This window comes from Curtobacterium sp. MCBD17_008, from assembly GCF_003234475.1.
Lineage (GTDB): Bacteria > Actinomycetota > Actinomycetes > Actinomycetales > Microbacteriaceae > Curtobacterium.
Map to the genome: position 1 here is coordinate 1 of NZ_QKTK01000025.1, position 17,749 is coordinate 17,749.

Annotated in this window: 15 protein-coding genes; 8 read left to right on the plus strand and 7 right to left on the minus strand. The window is 71.3% G+C overall.

Translation table 11 applies throughout. The features are described 5' to 3' along the window. The first annotated feature begins 258 nt into the window (after window positions 1–258). The 5 genes from DEI95_RS15990 to DEI95_RS16010 all read left to right on the plus strand — a co-directional run bounded on the left by DEI95_RS15990 (window position 259) and on the right by DEI95_RS16010 (window position 5,270). On the plus strand, window positions 259–2,733 hold the full coding sequence (locus DEI95_RS15990; protein ID WP_111060860.1) for a phosphoketolase: 2,475 nt from the start codon (window positions 259–261) through the stop codon (window positions 2,731–2,733). A 66-nt stretch (window positions 2,734–2,799) separates the two neighbouring features. Then, window positions 2,800–3,267: a GtrA family protein gene (locus DEI95_RS15995; RefSeq protein ID WP_220036665.1), complete on the plus strand. Its 468-nt coding sequence runs from the start codon at window positions 2,800–2,802 to the stop codon at window positions 3,265–3,267. Next, entirely contained in the window at window positions 3,264–3,947 is a 684-nt protein-coding gene (locus DEI95_RS16000; RefSeq protein WP_110891479.1) for a fumarylacetoacetate hydrolase family protein, read from the plus strand. Before DEI95_RS15995 ends, DEI95_RS16000 begins: the two co-directional genes overlap by 4 nt. Before the next feature lie 170 nt (window positions 3,948–4,117). Then, window positions 4,118–5,080 (plus strand): sugar phosphate isomerase/epimerase, encoded by a 963-nt coding sequence (locus tag DEI95_RS16005; protein ID WP_181419511.1) that lies wholly within the window; start codon window positions 4,118–4,120, stop codon window positions 5,078–5,080. A 10-nt stretch (window positions 5,081–5,090) separates the two neighbouring features. Further along, window positions 5,091–5,270, plus strand: coding sequence for a hypothetical protein (locus DEI95_RS16010; RefSeq protein WP_146234194.1), 180 nt, complete (start codon window positions 5,091–5,093; stop codon window positions 5,268–5,270). Window positions 5,271–5,355: 85 nt separating this feature from the next. Here the strand turns inward: DEI95_RS16010 and DEI95_RS16015 are convergent, their stop codons facing one another. The 3 genes from DEI95_RS16015 to DEI95_RS16025 form a co-directional block, all read right to left on the minus strand. Further along, window positions 5,356–5,556 carry a hypothetical protein gene (locus DEI95_RS16015; RefSeq protein WP_110891476.1) on the minus strand — a complete coding sequence of 67 codons (201 nt, stop codon included), beginning with the start codon at window positions 5,554–5,556 and terminating at the stop codon, window positions 5,356–5,358. A gap of 149 nt (window positions 5,557–5,705) precedes the next feature. Further along, window positions 5,706–8,243, minus strand: a complete 2,538-nt coding sequence (locus DEI95_RS16020) for an ATP-dependent DNA ligase (protein ID WP_111060863.1) — start codon at window positions 8,241–8,243, stop codon at window positions 5,706–5,708. Further along, a complete protein-coding gene (locus tag DEI95_RS16025) occupies window positions 8,240–9,130 on the minus strand; it encodes an SDR family oxidoreductase (protein WP_111060864.1) in 891 nt (296 codons plus the stop codon). The genes DEI95_RS16020 and DEI95_RS16025 overlap by 4 nt, the downstream gene beginning before the upstream one ends. 166 nt (window positions 9,131–9,296) lie before the next feature. On the opposite strand from DEI95_RS16025, the gene DEI95_RS16030 reads away from it, so the two are divergent. After that, window positions 9,297–10,385: a Ku protein gene (locus DEI95_RS16030; RefSeq protein WP_111060865.1), complete on the plus strand. Its 1,089-nt coding sequence runs from the start codon at window positions 9,297–9,299 to the stop codon at window positions 10,383–10,385. A gap of 13 nt (window positions 10,386–10,398) precedes the next feature. Here the strand turns inward: DEI95_RS16030 and DEI95_RS16035 are convergent, their stop codons facing one another. The 3 genes from DEI95_RS16035 to DEI95_RS16045 all read right to left on the minus strand — a co-directional run bounded on the left by DEI95_RS16035 (window position 10,399) and on the right by DEI95_RS16045 (window position 11,725). Beyond that, entirely contained in the window at window positions 10,399–10,905 is a 507-nt protein-coding gene (locus DEI95_RS16035; RefSeq protein ID WP_110825544.1) for a DUF6328 family protein, read from the minus strand. A gap of 82 nt (window positions 10,906–10,987) precedes the next feature. Next, window positions 10,988–11,482, minus strand: coding sequence for a hypothetical protein (locus DEI95_RS16040; protein WP_111060866.1), 495 nt, complete (start codon window positions 11,480–11,482; stop codon window positions 10,988–10,990). 54 nt (window positions 11,483–11,536) lie between these two features. Continuing rightward, window positions 11,537–11,725 (minus strand): hypothetical protein, encoded by a 189-nt coding sequence (locus DEI95_RS16045; RefSeq protein WP_110825546.1) that lies wholly within the window; start codon window positions 11,723–11,725, stop codon window positions 11,537–11,539. Window positions 11,726–12,005: 280 nt separating this feature from the next. On the opposite strand from DEI95_RS16045, the gene DEI95_RS16050 reads away from it, so the two are divergent. After that, a complete protein-coding gene (locus tag DEI95_RS16050) occupies window positions 12,006–15,962 on the plus strand; it encodes a glycoside hydrolase family 3 N-terminal domain-containing protein (RefSeq protein WP_111060867.1) in 3,957 nt (1,318 codons plus the stop codon). A 100-nt stretch (window positions 15,963–16,062) separates the two neighbouring features. After that, the gene (locus DEI95_RS16055) at window positions 16,063–16,668 is read left to right on the plus strand and encodes an antibiotic biosynthesis monooxygenase (RefSeq protein WP_110825548.1); all 606 of its coding nucleotides are present in this window, start codon (window positions 16,063–16,065) and stop codon (window positions 16,666–16,668) included. Window positions 16,669–16,693: 25 nt separating this feature from the next. On the opposite strand, the gene DEI95_RS16060 is transcribed toward DEI95_RS16055, so the two are convergent. After that, window positions 16,694–17,629 (minus strand): Ppx/GppA phosphatase family protein, encoded by a 936-nt coding sequence (locus DEI95_RS16060; RefSeq protein WP_111060868.1) that lies wholly within the window; start codon window positions 17,627–17,629, stop codon window positions 16,694–16,696. Window positions 17,630–17,749: the final 120 nt, after the last annotated feature.

A 17,749-nucleotide genomic window follows, 5' to 3' on the forward strand; every position in this document is an offset into this window, starting at 1 on the left:
CACCGGTCGTGGCGAGGGTGATCGAGGTCTTCAGGGACTTGCGCATGTCTTCGTTCCTTTGCTTGTCGCGCTCGGCGCGGATCTGGAATGGGATGCGCGCCGAACACACCCCGCGGAAGGGGTGGAGAACCAGCGATGTGCGGCTGGTGAGCGCTTGCGGGCCGTTCCCGGCTTGTGACAGTGATTCGGCACCCTGCGCCGATCGGATTGGAGGGTTTTCTGGATTTCCCGGATCGGCTCTCTCGTAGCGTGTGGGGTATGCCCACGTCGCACTCGTCCACCGACCGCATCCGCGCGATCGACGCCTGGTGGCGCGCCGCGAACTACCTCACCGTCGGGCAGATCTACCTGCTCGACGACCCACTGCTGGAGCGGCCGCTGGAGCCCTCGGACATCAAGCCGCGGCTGCTCGGGCACTGGGGGACGTCGCCGGCGCTGAACCTCGTGTACGCGCACCTCAACGCGGTCATCAGCGAGACCGACCGCGACGTGCTCTACATCTGCGGTCCCGGCCACGGCGGTCCCGCGATGAACGCGAACGCGTGGCTCGACGGCACGTGGAACGAGCTCTACCCCGACATCACGCCCGACACGGCCGGGCTCCAGCGGTTCTTCCGCCAGTTCTCGTTCCCCGGCGGCATCCCCTCGCACGCGGCACCGGAGACCCCGGGGTCGATCAACGAGGGCGGTGAGCTCGGCTACTCCCTCGCGCACGCGTACGGCGCCGCGTTCGACAACCCCGACCTGGTCGTCGCCTGCGTCGTGGGCGACGGCGAGGCCGAGACGGGTCCGCTGTCGGCGTCCTGGCAGGCGCACACGTTCCTCGACCCGGTGTCGGACGGCGCGGTCCTGCCGATCCTGAACCTGAACGGGTACAAGATCGCGAACCCGACCGTCCTCGCGCGGATCCCCGACGAGGACCTGCAGGCGTACTTCCGCGGACTCGGCTACGAGCCGATCGTGGTCGACTCCGGCCGGGTGGACCACGACCCGTTCGCCGTGCACGCCCTGTTCGACGGGGCGCTCCGCCGGGCACTCGCGACGATCGACGACATCCAGGCCGCCGCCCGGGCACAGGCCGCCCGAGCCGCCGCCGGCGAGATGGCCGGCGCCGCGGACCTCCGCCCGCGCTGGCCGATGATCGTGCTCCGGACCCCGAAGGGCTGGACCGGCCCGAAGGTCGTCGACGGCGAGCAGGTCGAGGGCACCTTCCGCGCGCACCAGGTCCCGCTGCCGAACGTCCGCGACGACGAGGGTCACCGCCGGCAGCTCGAGGAGTGGTTGCGCTCCTACCGGCCGGAGGAGCTGTTCGACCAGGACGCCCGGCCGATCGGCATCCTCGAGACGATCCGTCCCGCCGGCGAGACCCGGATGAGCGCCACCCCGCACGCCAACGGCGGCCGGATCCGGACGGCCCTCGACCGCCCGGGCCTCGAGGAGTTCGCCGTGCCCGTCGGCGAGGACGCGTCCGCCACGGGCACCCTCGGGCCGTGGCTCGCCGCCCTCACGCAGCGGAACCCGAACTCGTTTCGGCTGTTCGGCCCGGACGAGACGATCTCGAACAAGCTCGACGCGGTCTTCGACGTCACGAGCCGGGTCTGGCGTGCCCGACGGGAGGCCGGTGACGAGCACATGGCAGCCCGCGGTCGCGTCATCGAGGTGCTGTCCGAACACCTGCTCGAGGGGATGCTCGAGGGGTACGTGCTGAGCGGACGCCACGGGGTGTTCAACACGTACGAGGCGTTCGCGCACATCGTCGACTCGATGGTCGGTCAGTACGCCAAGTGGCTCGAGTCCTCGACGGACATCGACTGGCGCGCACCGGTGTCGAACCTGACGATCCTGCTGTCGTCGCACGTGTGGCGGCAGGACCACAACGGGTTCTCGCACCAGGACCCCGGCTTCCTCGACGTCGTGGCGTCCAAGCAGCAGGACCTGGTCCGGATCAAGTTGCCCGCCGACGCGAACACGCTGCTCGCCGTCGCAGCGCACGCGTTCGAGACGACGGACCGCATCGAGGTCATCGTCGCCGGCAAGCACCCCGAGCCGGTGTTCCTGTCCCTCGACGACGCCGTCGCCCACGCGGCGGCCGGCTTCGGCGTCTGGGACTGGGCCGGCACGGAGCAGACCGTGGGCCACGCCGACGTCGTGCTCGTCAGCGCCGGCGACGTCCCGACCGTCGAGACGATCGCCGCCGCCGACATCATCCGGAAGCACGCGCCCGACGTCGGCGTCCGCGTGGTCAACGTCGTCGACCTGCTGTCGATCGGCGACCCGCGCAAGCACGACCACCCGGCGTCGGACGAGCGCTACGACGAGGTCTTCCTGCCCGGCACGCCCGCGGTCTTCGCCTTCCACGGCTACCCCTCGCTCGTGCACAACCTGACCTACCGCCGGCACGGGCACGACGACCTGCACGTGCACGGCTTCCTCGAGCAGGGCACGACCACCTCGCCCTTCGACATGCTCATGCGGAACGACATGGACCGGTACGCCCTCGCGCACGACGCGCTCACCCGCGTCGCCGACGGGTCCGACCGGTTCGACGACCTGCTGACGGCCCTCACCGACGCACGCGCCGCCGCTCGAGAGTTCGCCTACACGAACGGCGAGGACCACGAGGCGGTCGCCGGATGGGAGTTCACCGGCTGGCCGCAGGACGGGGCCTCGGACGGCGGCACGGGTGGCGACCCGGGACAGGGCGAGACCGAGGGGGCCGCTCCCGGTCGTTGACCGGACGGCCGGTCCGGAACGCGTGCCGGTCGGCGGGCGTCCGGCCGGCCGGTCTAGGGTTGGCCGGTGCAGTCGTTCTCTGTCCGGTCGCTCGTCGAGCACCCCGCGCTCCGGTTCCTGGTCGTCGGTGGTCTCGGTTTCGTCATCACGATGGGCATCAACTACGGGCTGAAGTTCTTCGTCATCCCGCAGCACCCGGTGACGACCCTGGCGATCGGCATCATCGTCGCGACGGTCGTGTCCTACTTCCTCAACAAGAAGTGGTCCTTCGGTGACCGTGGCGAGCTGCACACCGGCCACGAGGTCCTGCTGTTCGTCATCGTCAGCGTGATCGGCGTCGGCCTCAACTCGGCACCGCTCTGGATCTCCCGCTACGTCCTCGGCCTGGAAGTGCCGAACGTGTCGCTCGCGGGGCAGGAACTCGCCGACTTCATCAGCGGCCCCGTGATCGGCACGCTCATCGCGATGGTCTTCCGCTACTGGGCGATGAACCGCTTCGTGTTCCCGGCGCGGCCTGCCACGCTGGACGCGTGACCGACCTCGTCGTCCCGGCGCCGGGCCTCCCGACCGTTCCCACGAGCACCGGTGGCCGGTTCCCGGTCCGTCGCGTGTACTGCGTCGGACGCAACTACGCAGCGCACGCGCGCGAGATGGGCCACGACCCGGACCGCGAGCCGCCGTTCTTCTTCGGCAAGCCGGCAGACGCGCTCGTGACGGACGGCGCCGACTCCCCGTACCCGACCCTGACCGCCCGACTGGAGTACGAGGTCGAACTCGTCGTCGCCCTCGGTAGGGGTGGCCGGGACGTGTCCGTCGCCGACGCGCTCGGACTCGTCTGGGGGTACGCGGTCGGCATCGACCTCACCCGCCGGGACCTGCAGGCCGAGGCGAAGCGACTCGGGCGTCCGTGGGACCTGGCGAAGGGGTTCGACCACTCCGCGCCGATCGGCACGATCGTCCCCGCAGCCGGTGTCGATCCGACGTCCGGGGCCGTCACCCTGCACGTCGACGGGGTCCTGCGGCAGTCGGGTGACCTGGCGGAGCAGATCTGGAGCGTCGCCGAGACGATCGCCGCGCTGTCCCGTGCCGTCGCGCTCGCGCCCGGCGACCTGCTCTTCACCGGCACCCCCGAGGGCGTCGGGCCGGTGGCGCGCGGGTCGGTGCTGCGCGGGGCGGTCGCCGGTGTCGGGGTCGTGGAGACGCACGTCGTCTGACGCGGCCCCTCCCGGCTCGGTCCGGACGCCGGCCGTCCTGGGAGGACTCCGAGGCGCCCGGCGTACACCGGACCCCGAACGCTGCGAGGGGTACGGCAGCGATCCGCAGACAGGACGTGCAGCAGCTGCAACGGGGCAGCCGAGCGTGTCCGGATCATGGAGGTGGTCCTGTGGAGGAACACGACCTGCTCGCCACGTCGTGGACGTGGGCCGGGCGTGAACCGGTGCGGGAGCGTGTCCGCGCGGTGGCCGACGCCGGCTTCGCGGGGCTCGCTCTCGCGCTCGACGACCTGCACGAGGTCCGCGCCACGACCGGCTTCGCGGACCTGCGCCGGATGCTCGACGACGCCGGCGTGGTCTGGGTCCAGCTCGGCACCCTCGGTGACTGGTGGTCGACACCGGGCCGGGACGACCAGGAGGCCGACCGCGGCGTCCTGCTCGAAGCAGCGGCGACCCTGGCCGCCTGGCAGGTCGTCGTGCGGGCGGACCACTCGGTACCCGGGGCGTCACCGGCGGTGATGGGTGAAGCGTGGAACCACCTCGCGGTGCAGGCCGAGGGCGTCGGCGCCCGTCTGGTGCTCGAGCCGGAGCCGTGGTCGAACCTGGCGACCGTCGAGCGCGCCTCGCGGTTCGTGGTGGCGGGTCACCCGAACGGCGGGCTGGTGCTCGACGCGATGCACGCGCTGCGCGGTGGGTCGACCCTGGCCTCGATCGCGCAGGGCGTGGCGCCGTCCGCCCTCGCCGCGGTCGAGCTCAGCGACGGACTGCTGCACACCCCGAACGGGATGACGCTCGCCGACGAGTCGCGGGACGGCCGCTACCTGCCCGGTTCCGGTGCCTGGGACCTGCCCGGGTTCGTCCGTACGGTCCGCGGCCTGGGGTTCGCCGAGCCGTGGGGCGTGGAGGTCCGGACCCCGGCGCTCCGGGCGAGGCCCCTGCAGGACGCCCTGCGGATCGCTGCGGCGGCGACCCGTGCCGTGCTCGACGCGGCCGATGCACAGGGTGCGCCGCCCGCACCGGCGATGCCGACCTCGGTCGCGCCGACCTCGGCCGTCGACTTCGACCAGCCACGGCCGCCGGTCGTGCCGGACGGGGTCCTGCGTCGCCGAACCGGTCCAGCGACGTCCGCGTAGCGTGGCGGACATGACTGATCAGGCACACCCCGGGAACGACGAAGCGCTGCGTGCCTCCCAGGAGGCCATCGACGAGGCGAAGGCCGCCGCGGCGGACGCCGGTGAGGCGGACGAGCGTGCCGCAGCGGAGGAAGACCTGCCGCTGGAGTCGGGGAGCGCCGCCGCGGACGGGCCCGCGCCCGCAGCCTGACGCCGATCGGCTCGGCCTGACGCCGGGCAGCTCCGTCTGACGCGGTCGGCTCGACCGGAGCGTGGGCCGGTCTCGCGCGGTCGGCTCAGTCGTCGACCTGGTCGCCGAGGAAGTCGGCGTAGGTCGCTTCCGGGTCGGTGACGCTGCCCGCGTCCACCATCTGCCGGTCGTCGTGTCGTCCGCCGACGGCCGCGCCACCGGCGGCGTCCTGCTCGCCACGCGGGTCCTGCGTCGCGTCACCGCGCTGTCCCTGCGTGAACGGCGGCAGGTACTTGCTCGCGTCCATGTCGCGTCCTTCCGTCTCGAGGACCGTAACAGCCACGCTCGCGGCAGCAGGCGGTCGTGCCGAGATCGTCCCCCGCTGCCGTGGACAACGGGGGACGGAAGTTCGCCCCCGGCGGACCTCATGCTCGTGCATGCGGATTCCGGACCGGCTCAGTCGGGCACGACCTCCTCGGGGACCTCGCGGACGACGTCCTCCGGGGACTTGTCACTGCGCCAGCCCCGCCACGACGGCTGACGCAGCCGTCCGTCGCCCGTCCACTCCGCGAACTCGACCTCCGCCACCCGCTCGGCGGCGACCCAATGCGCATCGCGCGCGTCCGGCCGGGGCACGTCGACGAACGGCGACGCATCCCGCTCCAGCCCGTCGAGCAGCGCGCCGATCTCGTCGAGGTCCCGGTCACGGAACCCGGTGCCCACCTTGCCCACGTACACCAGGCCGTCGTCGCCGGGGATCCCGAGCAGCAGCGAGCCGATGCCCCCCGCTCGCCGTCCGGCCCCGGGCTTCCAGCCACCGACGACCACCTCCTGCGTGGCGTGGTGCTTCAGCTTCAGCCACGACTCGGACCGCCGCCCCTCGACGTACCGCGAGGAGCGCTTCTTGGCAACGACTCCTTCGAGCCCGCGCTCCCGCGACGCGGACATCGCCGCCGGAAGGTCTCCGTCGAACGCCGGCGGCACCTCGATCGCGCCTCCGGGCTCGACCACGGTCGTCAGCGCCTCGCGCCTGGCGGTGTAGCCGAGCCGGGTGAGCTCGTGGCCGTCCGCCTCGAGCACGTCGAACAGGAACAGGCGCACCGGGGTGCTGGCCTGTGCGGCGGCCACCTCGCGCGGCTTCGTCAGTCCCATCCGGTTCTGCAGCAACTGGAAGGACGGCCGTCCGTGGTCGTCGAGCGCCACGACCTCGCCGTCGAACACGCCGTCGACCCCAGCCCGCTCCCCGAGTTCCTGCAGCTCCGGGTACTGGTCGGTGAGGTCGTTGCCGTTCCGACTGAGCAGGCGGACGGCGCCGTCGCGGACGGTCGCCAGCGCCCGGACCCCGTCCCACTTCATCTCGAACGCCCACTGGCGCGGGTCGAGTACCGGCTCGCCCTTCTGCAGCGACGCCTGCATGGTGCGGCGCTCGGCCGGCTCCGTGGAGGCGGACGCCGCCCGGTCGATCCGCTCATGGCCCGCGGCGCTCGACCGGGAGGCCCGCCCGGCGTCCGCCCCGTCCGTCACCGCGCCCTGGTCTGGCTGGTCCTTCGTGCGGTGGATGAGCCAGTTCTTCTCGTCACCACCGCGACCGCGCCCCCGGGTGTGCAGGAGCGCGAGCCGTCGGACGCCGTTCGTGCGTCCGTGCAGCGTGACGATGACCTCTTCGCCCTCGCGCCACTTCTCGAGCTCGTAGGTCCCGTCGTCCCAGATCGTCACCGTGCCCCCGCCGTACTCTCCGGCGGGGATGACGCCCTCGAAGCCGCCGTACTCCAGCGGGTGGTCCTCGGTCTGCACGGCCAGGTGGTTCGCGCCCGGGTCGGTCGGCTCCCCCTTCGGGAGCGCCCAGCTCACCAGCACGCCGTCGTGCTCCAGGCGGAAGTCGTGGTGGTTCCGGGTCGCGTGGTGCTCCTGGATGACGAACGTCGGCTTCCCGTCGGTCCGGACGGTCGGCGACGCCTGCGGCACCGGTTCCGGGGTCCTGGACGCGTCCCGCTTGGCCCGGTACGTCGACAGGCGGTCCTGCAACTCCTGCCGTTCCTGCCGCTCGCGCTCGTTCACCGCCTCCGTGCGCGCACCGTCCCAGTGCCCGGCATCGGCTCGTCCGACCCCGAGGGACGCCGCGGCGACCGGGTGCAGCAGGTCACCGAGCACCGGCACCCGCTCGAGGACCTCGTCCAGCGTCAGGTGTGCCAGGCCAGGCTCGGTCAACTCCTCCCACGTCCGGGGAGCAGCGACCGTCGGCAGTGACCGGCCGCGCAGGGAGTACGGCGCGATCGTCGTCTTGTTGCCGTTGTTCTGCGACCAGTCCACGAACACCTTGCCGGCCCGCTCCGCGCGGCTCATCGACGACAGGACCAGGTCCGGCATGTCCTGCTCCAGCGCCCGCGCCAGTTCGTGCGCCACGTCCGACACCTGCTGGGCCGTCGCCTTCCCGTCGAGTGCCGCGTACAGGTGGATGCCCTTCGACCCGGAGGTCACCGGGTACGGCTCGAGTCCCATCCCCTGCAGCACCACCCGGGCGGCCAGCGCCACCTCGACGCACTCCGGCAGCCCGACGCCCTCACCCGGGTCCAGGTCGAGGACGAGCCGGTCCGGGTTCTGGTGCCCGCCGCGCGGACCGAACCGCCACTGCGGCACGTGCAGTTCGAGCGCGGCCTGCTGCGCCGTCCACACCAGCGTCGGCATCTCGTCCACCACCGGGTACTCGACGTCGTGGTGCTCGTGCGAGATCGTGTGGTGCCGGATCCAGTCCGGAGCCGAGTCAGGCAGGTTCTTCTCGAAGAACACCTTGCCGTCGACGCCGTTCGCCCACCGCTTCCGGGTCATCGGGCGGCCGGTGACGTGCGGGATCATCCACGGCGCGATGCGCTCGTAGTACTCGATGACCCGTCCCTTGGTCGTGCCGGTCTCCGGGTAGAGCACCTTGTCGAGGTTCGTCAGCGCCAGACGACGGTCCCCGACCTGCACCGTCGTCTTCTTCGTCACCGGGCTCACAGGGCGACCCCGGTCGCACCGCCGACCGTGAGCGTCGTGCCCGACGTGTACGACGACTCCGGGCCGGCGAGGTACACGTACGCACCGGCGAGCTCGACCGGTTGTGCGGGCCTGCCGAGCGGGGTGTCCTGTCCGTAGGCCGCGATCTCGTCCCCGGGGTAGCTGATCGGCTGCAGCGGGGTCCACACCGGGCCGGGGACGACCGTGTTCGCCCGGATGCCCTTCGACGCCAGCTGGCGGGCGAGCCCGTTCGTGTACGTGATGATGGCGGCCTTCGTCGCCGCGTAGTCGATCATCCGGTCCTGGGGCAGGTACGCCGACACCGAACTCGTCGTGACGATCGCGCTGCCGGGTGCCATGTGCGGCACCGCAGCCCGGGTCAGCCAGAACAGCGAGTAGAGGTTCACCTTCATCGTCCGGTCGAAGTCCTCGGTGGTCTGCTCCGTGATGTCCTCGTGCACCTTCTGGTGCCCGGCGACGAGCACCAGCGCGTCGAGTCCGCCGAGCAGGTCGACCGCGGTCCGCACGAGTTCGTCGCAGAACGGTTCGTCGGTCAGGTCGCCCGGGAGCATCACCGCCGTGCGACCGAGGTCGGCGATGACGTCCCGCACCTCGGTCAGGTCCTCGATCTCCTCGGGCAGGGCGTTCAGGGCGACGTCCGCCCCCTCCTTCGCCATCGCGATCGCCGCGGCCCGGCCGATGCCCGAGTCCGCCCCGGTCACGAGCACGCGGTACCCGCGCATCCGCCCGGTGCCCTGGTAGCTCGTCTCGCCGTGGTCGGCCGGCGGGTCGAGGTCCGCTGCGCGGCCGGACCCCTGTTGCGTCTGCGCGGGGAACGGCGGACGGGCGTACTGCTCCCGGGGGTCCTGCTTGTCGAGCTGGCTCATGGCCCCATCGTGCTCGCGGAACCGGGCCGGCGACACAGGAGCGGCGACCTCCGTGGAGAACGCGAGCCGCGCCTCCCGGCTGTGGAGGGCGAGCGGCCGCCCGCCGCACCTGCCGATCCGCTCGGAACTGAGCGCCGATCCGCATGCATCCGGGCATCATGAGCGCATGAGGTCGATCTGGAAGGGCTCCATCGCGTTCGGGCTCGTCAACGTGCCGATCAAGGTGTACGCGGCGACCGAGACGCACGACGTCTCGCTGCACCAGATCCACGACGAGGACAAGGCCCGCATCCGCTACAAGCGCGTCTGCGAGCTCGGCCACGAGGTCGAGTACGGCGACATCCAGAAGGCGTACGACGACGGCGAGAAGACCGTGGTCCTCACCTCCGACGACTTCAAGCAGCTGCCGCAGGAGCAGTCGCACGAGATCGAGGTCCTCGAGTTCGTGCCCGTCGACCAGGTCGACCCGATGATGTTCGAGAAGACGTACTACCTCGAGCCGGACTCGCGCTCCCCGAAGGCGTACGTGCTCCTCCGCAAGACCCTCGAGCAGACCGACCGCCTGGCGATCGTGCAGTTCACCCTCCGTCAGAAGACCCGGCTCGGGGTGCTCCGCGTGCACGACGACGTGCTGCTGCTCCAGGGGCTCCTGTGGGGCGACGAGGTGCGTGCGGCCGACTTCACGGCCCTCGACACCTCGGTGAAGGTCAGCGCGAACGAGCTGAAGATGTCGTCCTCGCTCGTCGAGAGCATGTCGACCGACTTCGACCCGGACCGGTACACGGACGAGTACCAGGAGGAGCTGCAGCAGCTCATCGACGCGAAGCTGGAGTCCGGTGACGACGTCGACACCGCGGAGACGTTCGGCAAGGACGCGGCCGACGACGACGACACCGGTGGGGACGTCATCGACCTGATGGCGGCGCTGCGCGCGTCCGTGGACAAGAACCGGTCGGGAGGGTCGGGGGCGCGTCCGGCGGGGCGATCGCGGAAGCAGGGCGGTGGCTCCGGCGAGTCGACGTCAGACGACGATGCGGCCGCTGAGGAGGCGCCTGCGAAGCGGACACCGGCGGCGAAGAGGTCGACGCGCAAGACCCCGGCCGCGAAGGCCTCGGCGGGCGGGTCGTCGACGAGCAAGGCGTCAGCGAGCAAGGCGTCGGCGGACGGAGCGCCGGCAGCGAAGGCCCCTGCCGAGAAGACGCCGACGAAGAAGACCCCGGTCAAGGCACCGGCCGCGAAGCAGAAGGCGAGCTAGCCCCGCCGCGCGCTCACTCCTCGACGTCGCGCGAGGTGCGGCGCAGCACCGTCGGCAGCGTCGTCCACAGCGCGGCGGTCCCCACGAAGACGACGACGCCGGCGACCACGCCCCCGCGGTCCCCGAGCACCACGTCGAACACGAACAGCACCGTGCCGGCGAACAGCAATGCGCTCGCGATGAGGGCCGTGAGCAGGATGACGTTGCCCACCCGGACCAGGTCGTGCTTCTGCCGCTGCCGGAACACCAGGCGGTGCGTCGCGACCGCGGACAGCGCGACCACGGTGACGACGACGGCGAGCACGACGAGTACGAGGTAGACCGTCTCCTGCAGCGCGGTGAGGGACGCGAAGCGCTGCTGGAACGGCAGCGTCAGCAGGAACCCGGCGAGGATCTGCGTTCCGGTCTGGACGATGCGCAGCTCCTGCTGGATGTCGGACCAGTTGCGGTCCCAGCGCTCTGCGGGGGTCTCGTTCCGTCCCCGCTCGGTGCGGTGGACGTCACGGTCGGTGGTGCTCATGGTCTGGATCGAACCACGTCGCGCCCCGGCTCGACCTCCCGCGGCGCAGACCGGCTGCTCCGCCGCGGGAGACGGCGGACGATCAGCGACTGATCTTCTTCATCGTGACCGGGCGACCGAAGATGTTCGTCTCCCCGGGCGCGAGCGTCAGACCCCCTGAGGTCCACTCGAACCGGGAGCGACGGTCGCCGGGCGCCATCTGCGCGATGTTCTTCCAGGTCCCGGTGCGCGTCCCCGCTCCGCTGTAGCCGTAGGGCACGTTCGCAGCGGACCGCATGCAGAGCGACGTCGTGGAGCAGCCCGGCGTGACGGGGTTCAGCGCGCGCCCGAGGGGCGTCTCAACCGACACGGCCGCGACCACCTCGCTCGTGTCCGGGTCGGTCAGCAGAACGGCGCCGCCCGCAGCACGCACGGCGCTGATGTCCGACGCGGTCTGGGTGCGCCCGATCTGCTCGAGCGCACTGACGACGCCGGCAGACGTGGTGGGAGGTGCCGCCTCGGTGGACGGCACGGCTCCGGACGGGAGCGCAGTCGTGATGAGCAGGAGCGGAACGGTCGCGAGCATGGTGCGGGTCATCGCTCCACTCTACTGATGTTCCAGTACTTCAGTGGACCGGTGTGGAGAGGATGATCAGGCGGGCTGACACGCCGCCGCGAGGTCGAGCGCCCCGACGAGCTCGGAGTCGGACCCGAGCGCTGCCGGCCGGACCTGGACCGCCCGGGCGATCGCCGGCTGCGCCGAGCGGCGGACCCCGGCGAGCTCGGCGAGCGCGGCGAGCTCGGCGAGCTCGGCGCGAGTCGAGCCTCCCCCGGCGCGCACCGCGGCGAGGACCTCGTCCCGCCTGCGGTCGCGGAGCGACGCCCGACACCGTTGACCGTCATGGCCCGATGGTGAAGCGACTCGCCGTCGGCCTTCAGTCTGGAGGCGGCCGAAAAACATGACGGCCCCGCACATTTGTGCATTGACAGTCCCCTCCAAAGCCGAATAGCGTCCGGGATTGTTCCGTCAGACCCCTCGCGTCGGTCGGGACGACCTGAGACGCAGGGACGCGGCGCGGGTCGACGCCGACGCGTCCGACGTTGTCAGAGAGGACAACTCGATGCATGTGGAGAACAGGCGGCCCCTCGGGGTCGCCGCGAAGGCCGCCCTCGCGGCCGGGGTCACGGGGGCGCTCGTCGTCGCCGGGACCGGGCTCGCGCAAGCGGCCACCACCAACCCGAACCCCGGGCCCCTCGAGAAGGCGAACGCCGCGCTGAGCAAGGAAGCGGCGACCCAGGGCATGGTCCTGCTCGAGAACAACGACTCGGCGCTGCCGATGGCGAGCAGCGGAACGGTGGCCGTCTACGGCGTCGGCGCCTACGCGACCGTCAAGGGCGGCACCGGCTCGGGCGCGGTGAACAACCGCTCGTCGGTCTCCGTGCGTCAGGGCCTCGAGAACGCGGGCTACCAGATCACCACCGACCGGGCGTACTCGGACGCGGTGAAGACGGCGTTCGACGCGAAGTACGGCAACACCAGCGGCGGCGGGATCTTCGGCCCCACCATCGACTACTCGTCCGTCGAGCAGCGCCTCACCCGCACCACCGTGCACCCGACAGCACCGACCGACACCGCGCTCTACGTGCTGTCCCGCAACTCCGGTGAGGGTGCGGACCGGTCGTCCGGCGCCGGCGACTACCAGCTGACCGACCTCGAGAAGGACGACCTCCAACTCATCGGACAGACCTACGGCAAGGTCGTGGTGGTCCTCAACGTCGGCGGGGTCGTCGACACGGCGTTCTTCGACCAGATCAACGCGGCGGCCGTCGACCCGGACGGCGGGAAGCCGCTCGACTCGATGCTCCTCATGAGCCAGGCCGGGCAGGAGGGCGGCACGGCACTGACCGAGGTGCTCAACGGCACCGTCACCCCCTCGGGCAAGCTCACCGACACCTGGGCGTCGAAGTACTCGTACTACCCGGCCTCCGGGTCGTTCGCGAACAACGACGGCAACAGCGCCGAGGAGCAGTACACCGAGGGCATCTACGTCGGGTACCGGTACTTCGACTCGATGTACGGGTCGATCAACCGCGCCGACCCGGCGAGCGTCGTCGACTACCCCTTCGGCTTCGGTCTGTCGTACACGCAGTTCCAGGTGGAGCCGCTCGGCGTCACGGCGGACATGTCGTCCGTGACGGTCAAGGCACGCGTGACGAACGTCGGGACGGAGGCGTCGGGCAAGGACGTCGTCCAGACGTACTTCTCGGCCCCGCAGACCGGACTCGACAAGCCGTACCAGCAGCTCGCGGGCTCGGCGAAGACCGACAGCCTCGCCCCCGGCGCCTCGCAGACCGTCACCATCCGGTACAACACCACCGACATGGCGTCGTACGACCAGGAAAAGGCCACGAACGTGATGGAGGCCGGCGACTACGTGATCCGCGTCGGTGACTCGTCGCGCAACACGACCGTCGCCGCGAAGCTCCGCCTCGGCGCGACCACGACCGTCGAGCAGCTGTCGAACCAGCTCGACGACCAGGCCCCGGCCACCGAGCGCACCAGCGACCCGGCCGACTTCTTCACCTACCCGGACGAGGAGCGCCAGCTCGCCGACGCACCGGTCCTGCCCCTCGACACGACGGGCTTCACCGCGCCGGACCACTCCTCGAAGGAGGAGCAGGACGTCCCCGTCGGCACCGACTCGCCGTACTACGCGCTCGACCGCGACACGATCGCCTCGGTCACCGCGTACGTCGACGCGGCCAGCACGAACTGGGAGGGCACCGGCGCGCCGTACCAGGCGAAGACCGGAGAGGAGACCGAGGGCGTCACCGTCGTCCCGGGCTCGACCCTGTTCGACGTCAAGACCGGCAAGATCTCGATGGAGCAGTTCGTCGCGGGGCTGAGCGCCACGCAGCTCGCGAACATCGTCGAGGGCGCCAGCGCCGCCGGGACGACCGCGACCGCCGTCGGCGCCGCCGGGTACACGACCGCCAAGTACGAGGACCTCGGCCTGCCGGGCATGACCCTCGCCGACGGTCCCGCCGGTCTGCGCATCACGCAGAAGATCGCCTCCAACCCGGCGACCTACCAGTTCGGGACGGCCTGGCCGATCGGCACGCTGCTCGCGCAGACGTGGGACCCCGAGCTCGTCCAGCGCGTGGGTGAGGCCGTCGGCCAGGAGATGTCGGAGTACGGCGTCTCGCTGTGGCTCGCACCGGGCATGAACATCCACCGCGACCCGCTCAACGGCCGCAACTTCGAGTACTACTCGGAGGACCCGCTGCTCACCGGGCTCATCGCCGCGGCGACCACCAAGGGCGTCCAGAGCATCCCGGGCGTCGGCGTCACGATCAAGCACTTCTACGGGAACAACCAGGAGACCGCTCGCACCACGTCGAACGACGTGATCAGCGAGCGTGCGAGCCGCGAGATCTACCTGCGCGGGTTCGAGATCGCCGTGAAGAGCGCGCAGCCGATGTCGGTGATGACGTCGTACAACAAGGTCAACGGCACGTACGCGTCCGGCAGCTACGACCTGAACACGGACGTGCTCCGCGGCGAATGGGGTTTCGCCGGCACGGTCATGACGGACTGGGGGGCCGGTCCGCGCACCGGCGCGACGGGCGTCATGTACGCGGGCAACGACCTCATCGAGCCGGGCGGCAACCCGAACGAGGTGCTGAACGCCCTGAAGAAGGTCGACCCGACGATCGACGTGTCGGGCCTCCCGGCCTACAACCGGACGGTCACGCCGACCCGCACCTCGTACTCCTGGCAGTTCGGCGGCCTCGTGCCGTCGGCCACCGGGACCGAGACGCTGTCGACGACGGTCGACGCGACGACCGACCTGTCGAAGGCGCCGCTCTCCGGCACCACGACGCGGGATGCGATCAACAACGAGACGTACGCCGGCAACGCGCGCTACGCCTCCGTCCAGGCCGCCTACGCCGACGTGACCGCACTGCTCTCGGGCACCGCGCTCACTGCGGCGCAGAAGGCCGGGATCACCGTGTCCGACGTCCGACGTCAGGACCCGGCCGACCCCGCGTCGCCGGTCGTCGCCTACACGGTGACAATCCGCGGCTCCTACCCCGCCACCGGCTACAACCTGCGCCTGGGTGACCTGCAGCGCAGCGCGAGCCGGATCCTCACGACCGCGTCCCAGACCGCCGGCTTCCAGCAGCTCGCCGGCCAGAAGGGCGTGGCGGGCATCACCGTCGAGCCGTACACGGCGCAGTTCTCCGACCTGACCAGCTACCAGACGGTCACGAAGGGTCGTGTCCTGACGAACCAGACGGGCGACGGGCCGTCGGTCGCGATCACTGCCTCACCGTCGGCGAACGCCGCGGGCTGGACGGACGCACCGGTCGAGGTCCGGGTCACGTCGACGGACGACGACGCGCGGCTCTACCTGTCCGTGGACTCCGGCGAACTCCTGCCGGCGACCGACCCGGTGGCGATCTCCGACGAGGGCGAGCACCAGCTCCGAGCCCTCGCGGTGGGCGCGGACGGGTCGATCTCGACGCTCCTCGAGCAGACGGTGCGCATCGACACGACCGACCCGGTCGCCCGGGTCACCAGCTCCACGACGGGCAAGCTGACCCTGACCGCCACCGACGCGCTCTCCGGCGTCGACGCAATCCAGTACTCGCTCGACGGGACCACCTGGAAGACGTACACGGGACCGGTCGCGATCGCCGACACGCCGAAGGCCGTGCGGTACCGGGCGGTCGACGTGGCGGGCAACACCAGCCCGGCCAAGACGAAGACCGTCACGGCGCCGAAGGCCGCTCCGGTCGTCACGAAGCAGCCGGTCGCGAAGGTCTCCGTCACCGTGGGCACGAAGGTCACGCTCACGGCGACCGCCTCCGGTTCGCCGACACCGATCGTCCGGTGGCAGCGCAGCAGCGACGGCGGGAAGAGCTGGACCACGGTCTCGGGTGCCACGAAGACGAGTTGGACGTTCACCGCCGCCGCAGCGACGGACGGGAAGCAGTACCGAGCCGTCTTCACGAACGGGTCCGGCAAGGCGATCAGCTCCGTCACGAAGGTGTCGGTGACCACCCGGAAGTGATCCATCACCAGCCCGTGTGAGCAGCGGGGCACCGTCCGTCGAGGGCGGTGCCCCGCTGCCGTGTCACCTGCGCGGAACACGAGTCCGGGACACTGGTCGGATGACTCCACAAGAGCCAGGGAGCCTCTCCCCGTCGTCACCCGAGACCGCCGGCCCGCCCGTCACCGTGTCCATCACCCGCCTCGTCGAACCCGACCGCATCCCGGAGGTCACCCGCTGGGTGCAGTCCGGCGTGAACCTCGCCAACCGCTACCCGGGGTTCCTCGGCTCGGGGTGGGTGCGGTCGACGGCGCAGTCCCGCGAGTGGCACATGCTGTACCGGTTCGCCGACCACGACTCGTTGACGACGTGGGAGAACTCGGACGACCGCCTGCGGTGGCTCGACCTCGGCCGTGACCTGGTGGTCGAGTCGCGGGTCGAGAAGCGCACCGGCATCGAGGGGTGGTTCGACGTGCCGCAGGACGCCCCGGCCTCGACCGCTCCCCCGCGCTGGAAGCAGGCGGTGAGCATCTGGCTCGGGTTCTTCCCGGTGAACCTGGTCTTCACGGTCCTGGTCGGGTGGCTGCTGCCGTCCTTCGCGGGCCTGTCGGCGCTGCCCCGCGTGCTCATCACGACGCTCGTGCTCACGCCGATCATGACGTTCTGGGTGCTGCCGTTCGTGACGAAGCTCATCCGCCCCTGGCTGCTGGCTCCGCCCCGCAGGTGACGCTCCCGCAGCTCGTGGGAAGGGGCTAGCCGAGGACGGACAGCTGGTCGAGCCGTTCGAGGATGACGCCCTCGCGGAGTGCCCACGGGCAGATCTCGAGCGACGCGAGGTCGAAGATGTCCAGGCACGCCTCGGCGACGAGCGCACCGGGGACGACCTGGTGCGCTCGACTCGGGGAGACGCCCGGCAGCGCGGCGAGCTCCTCGACCGTCATCGTCAGCAGCGCGGGCAGCCGCTCGCGCAGCACCGCGCCGTCGAGCACCCGCGGGACGAGGGCGCCCGCGGCCGACGGCGCAGCGCCGCAGATCCGGGCGATCGAGCGGAAGGTCTTCGAGGTCGCGACGGCCCGGTCCGGCGCCCCGGCACGGAGCAGCCGACCGGCGTCACGGGCGATCTCGACGCGGATCTCGTGTCGGATGCGCCGCACGTCGTCGTCCGTGGGCGTCCCCGCGGTGGAGAACGAGCGCGCGAGGCGGGCGGCCCCGATCGGCATCGACCACGCCACGTCAGGGGCCTCATCGGCACCGCCGGCGATCTCGAGCGACCCACCGCCGATGTCGAACACCGCCAGGCGCCCGGCGGACCAGCCGAACCAGCGCCGGACGGCGAGGAACGTCAGCCGGGCCTCGTCGGATCCGGACAGGACCGCCAGCTCGACCCCGGTCTGCTCCTGGACGTGGGCCAGGACGGCTTCGGAGTTGACCGCGTCACGCACCGCCGAGGTCGCGAAGCCGAGCATCTCCTCGCACCCGCGGTCCTCGGCCACGCGGACGGACTGCGACACGAAGTCGGTGAGCGCGTCGATCCCGACCTGCGTCACCGCGCCGCGGTCGTCGAGGTGCTCCGCGAGCCGGAGCGCCTGCTTGAACGACGACGCCGGCAGCGGCGCCGCTCCTCCGTGGGCATCGACGACGAGCAGGTGACCGGTGTTCGAACCGATGTCGAGGACTCCGACGCGCATGCGCCCACGCTAGCGGGAGTGACCGGGCCGGGACGCCGGGAGGCCCGGACCGCGTCCGCAGGGGCGCCTCGCGGTGCGGCTACCGGTCCGGGCCGGCCGTCGGGACCGACCCGGCGACAT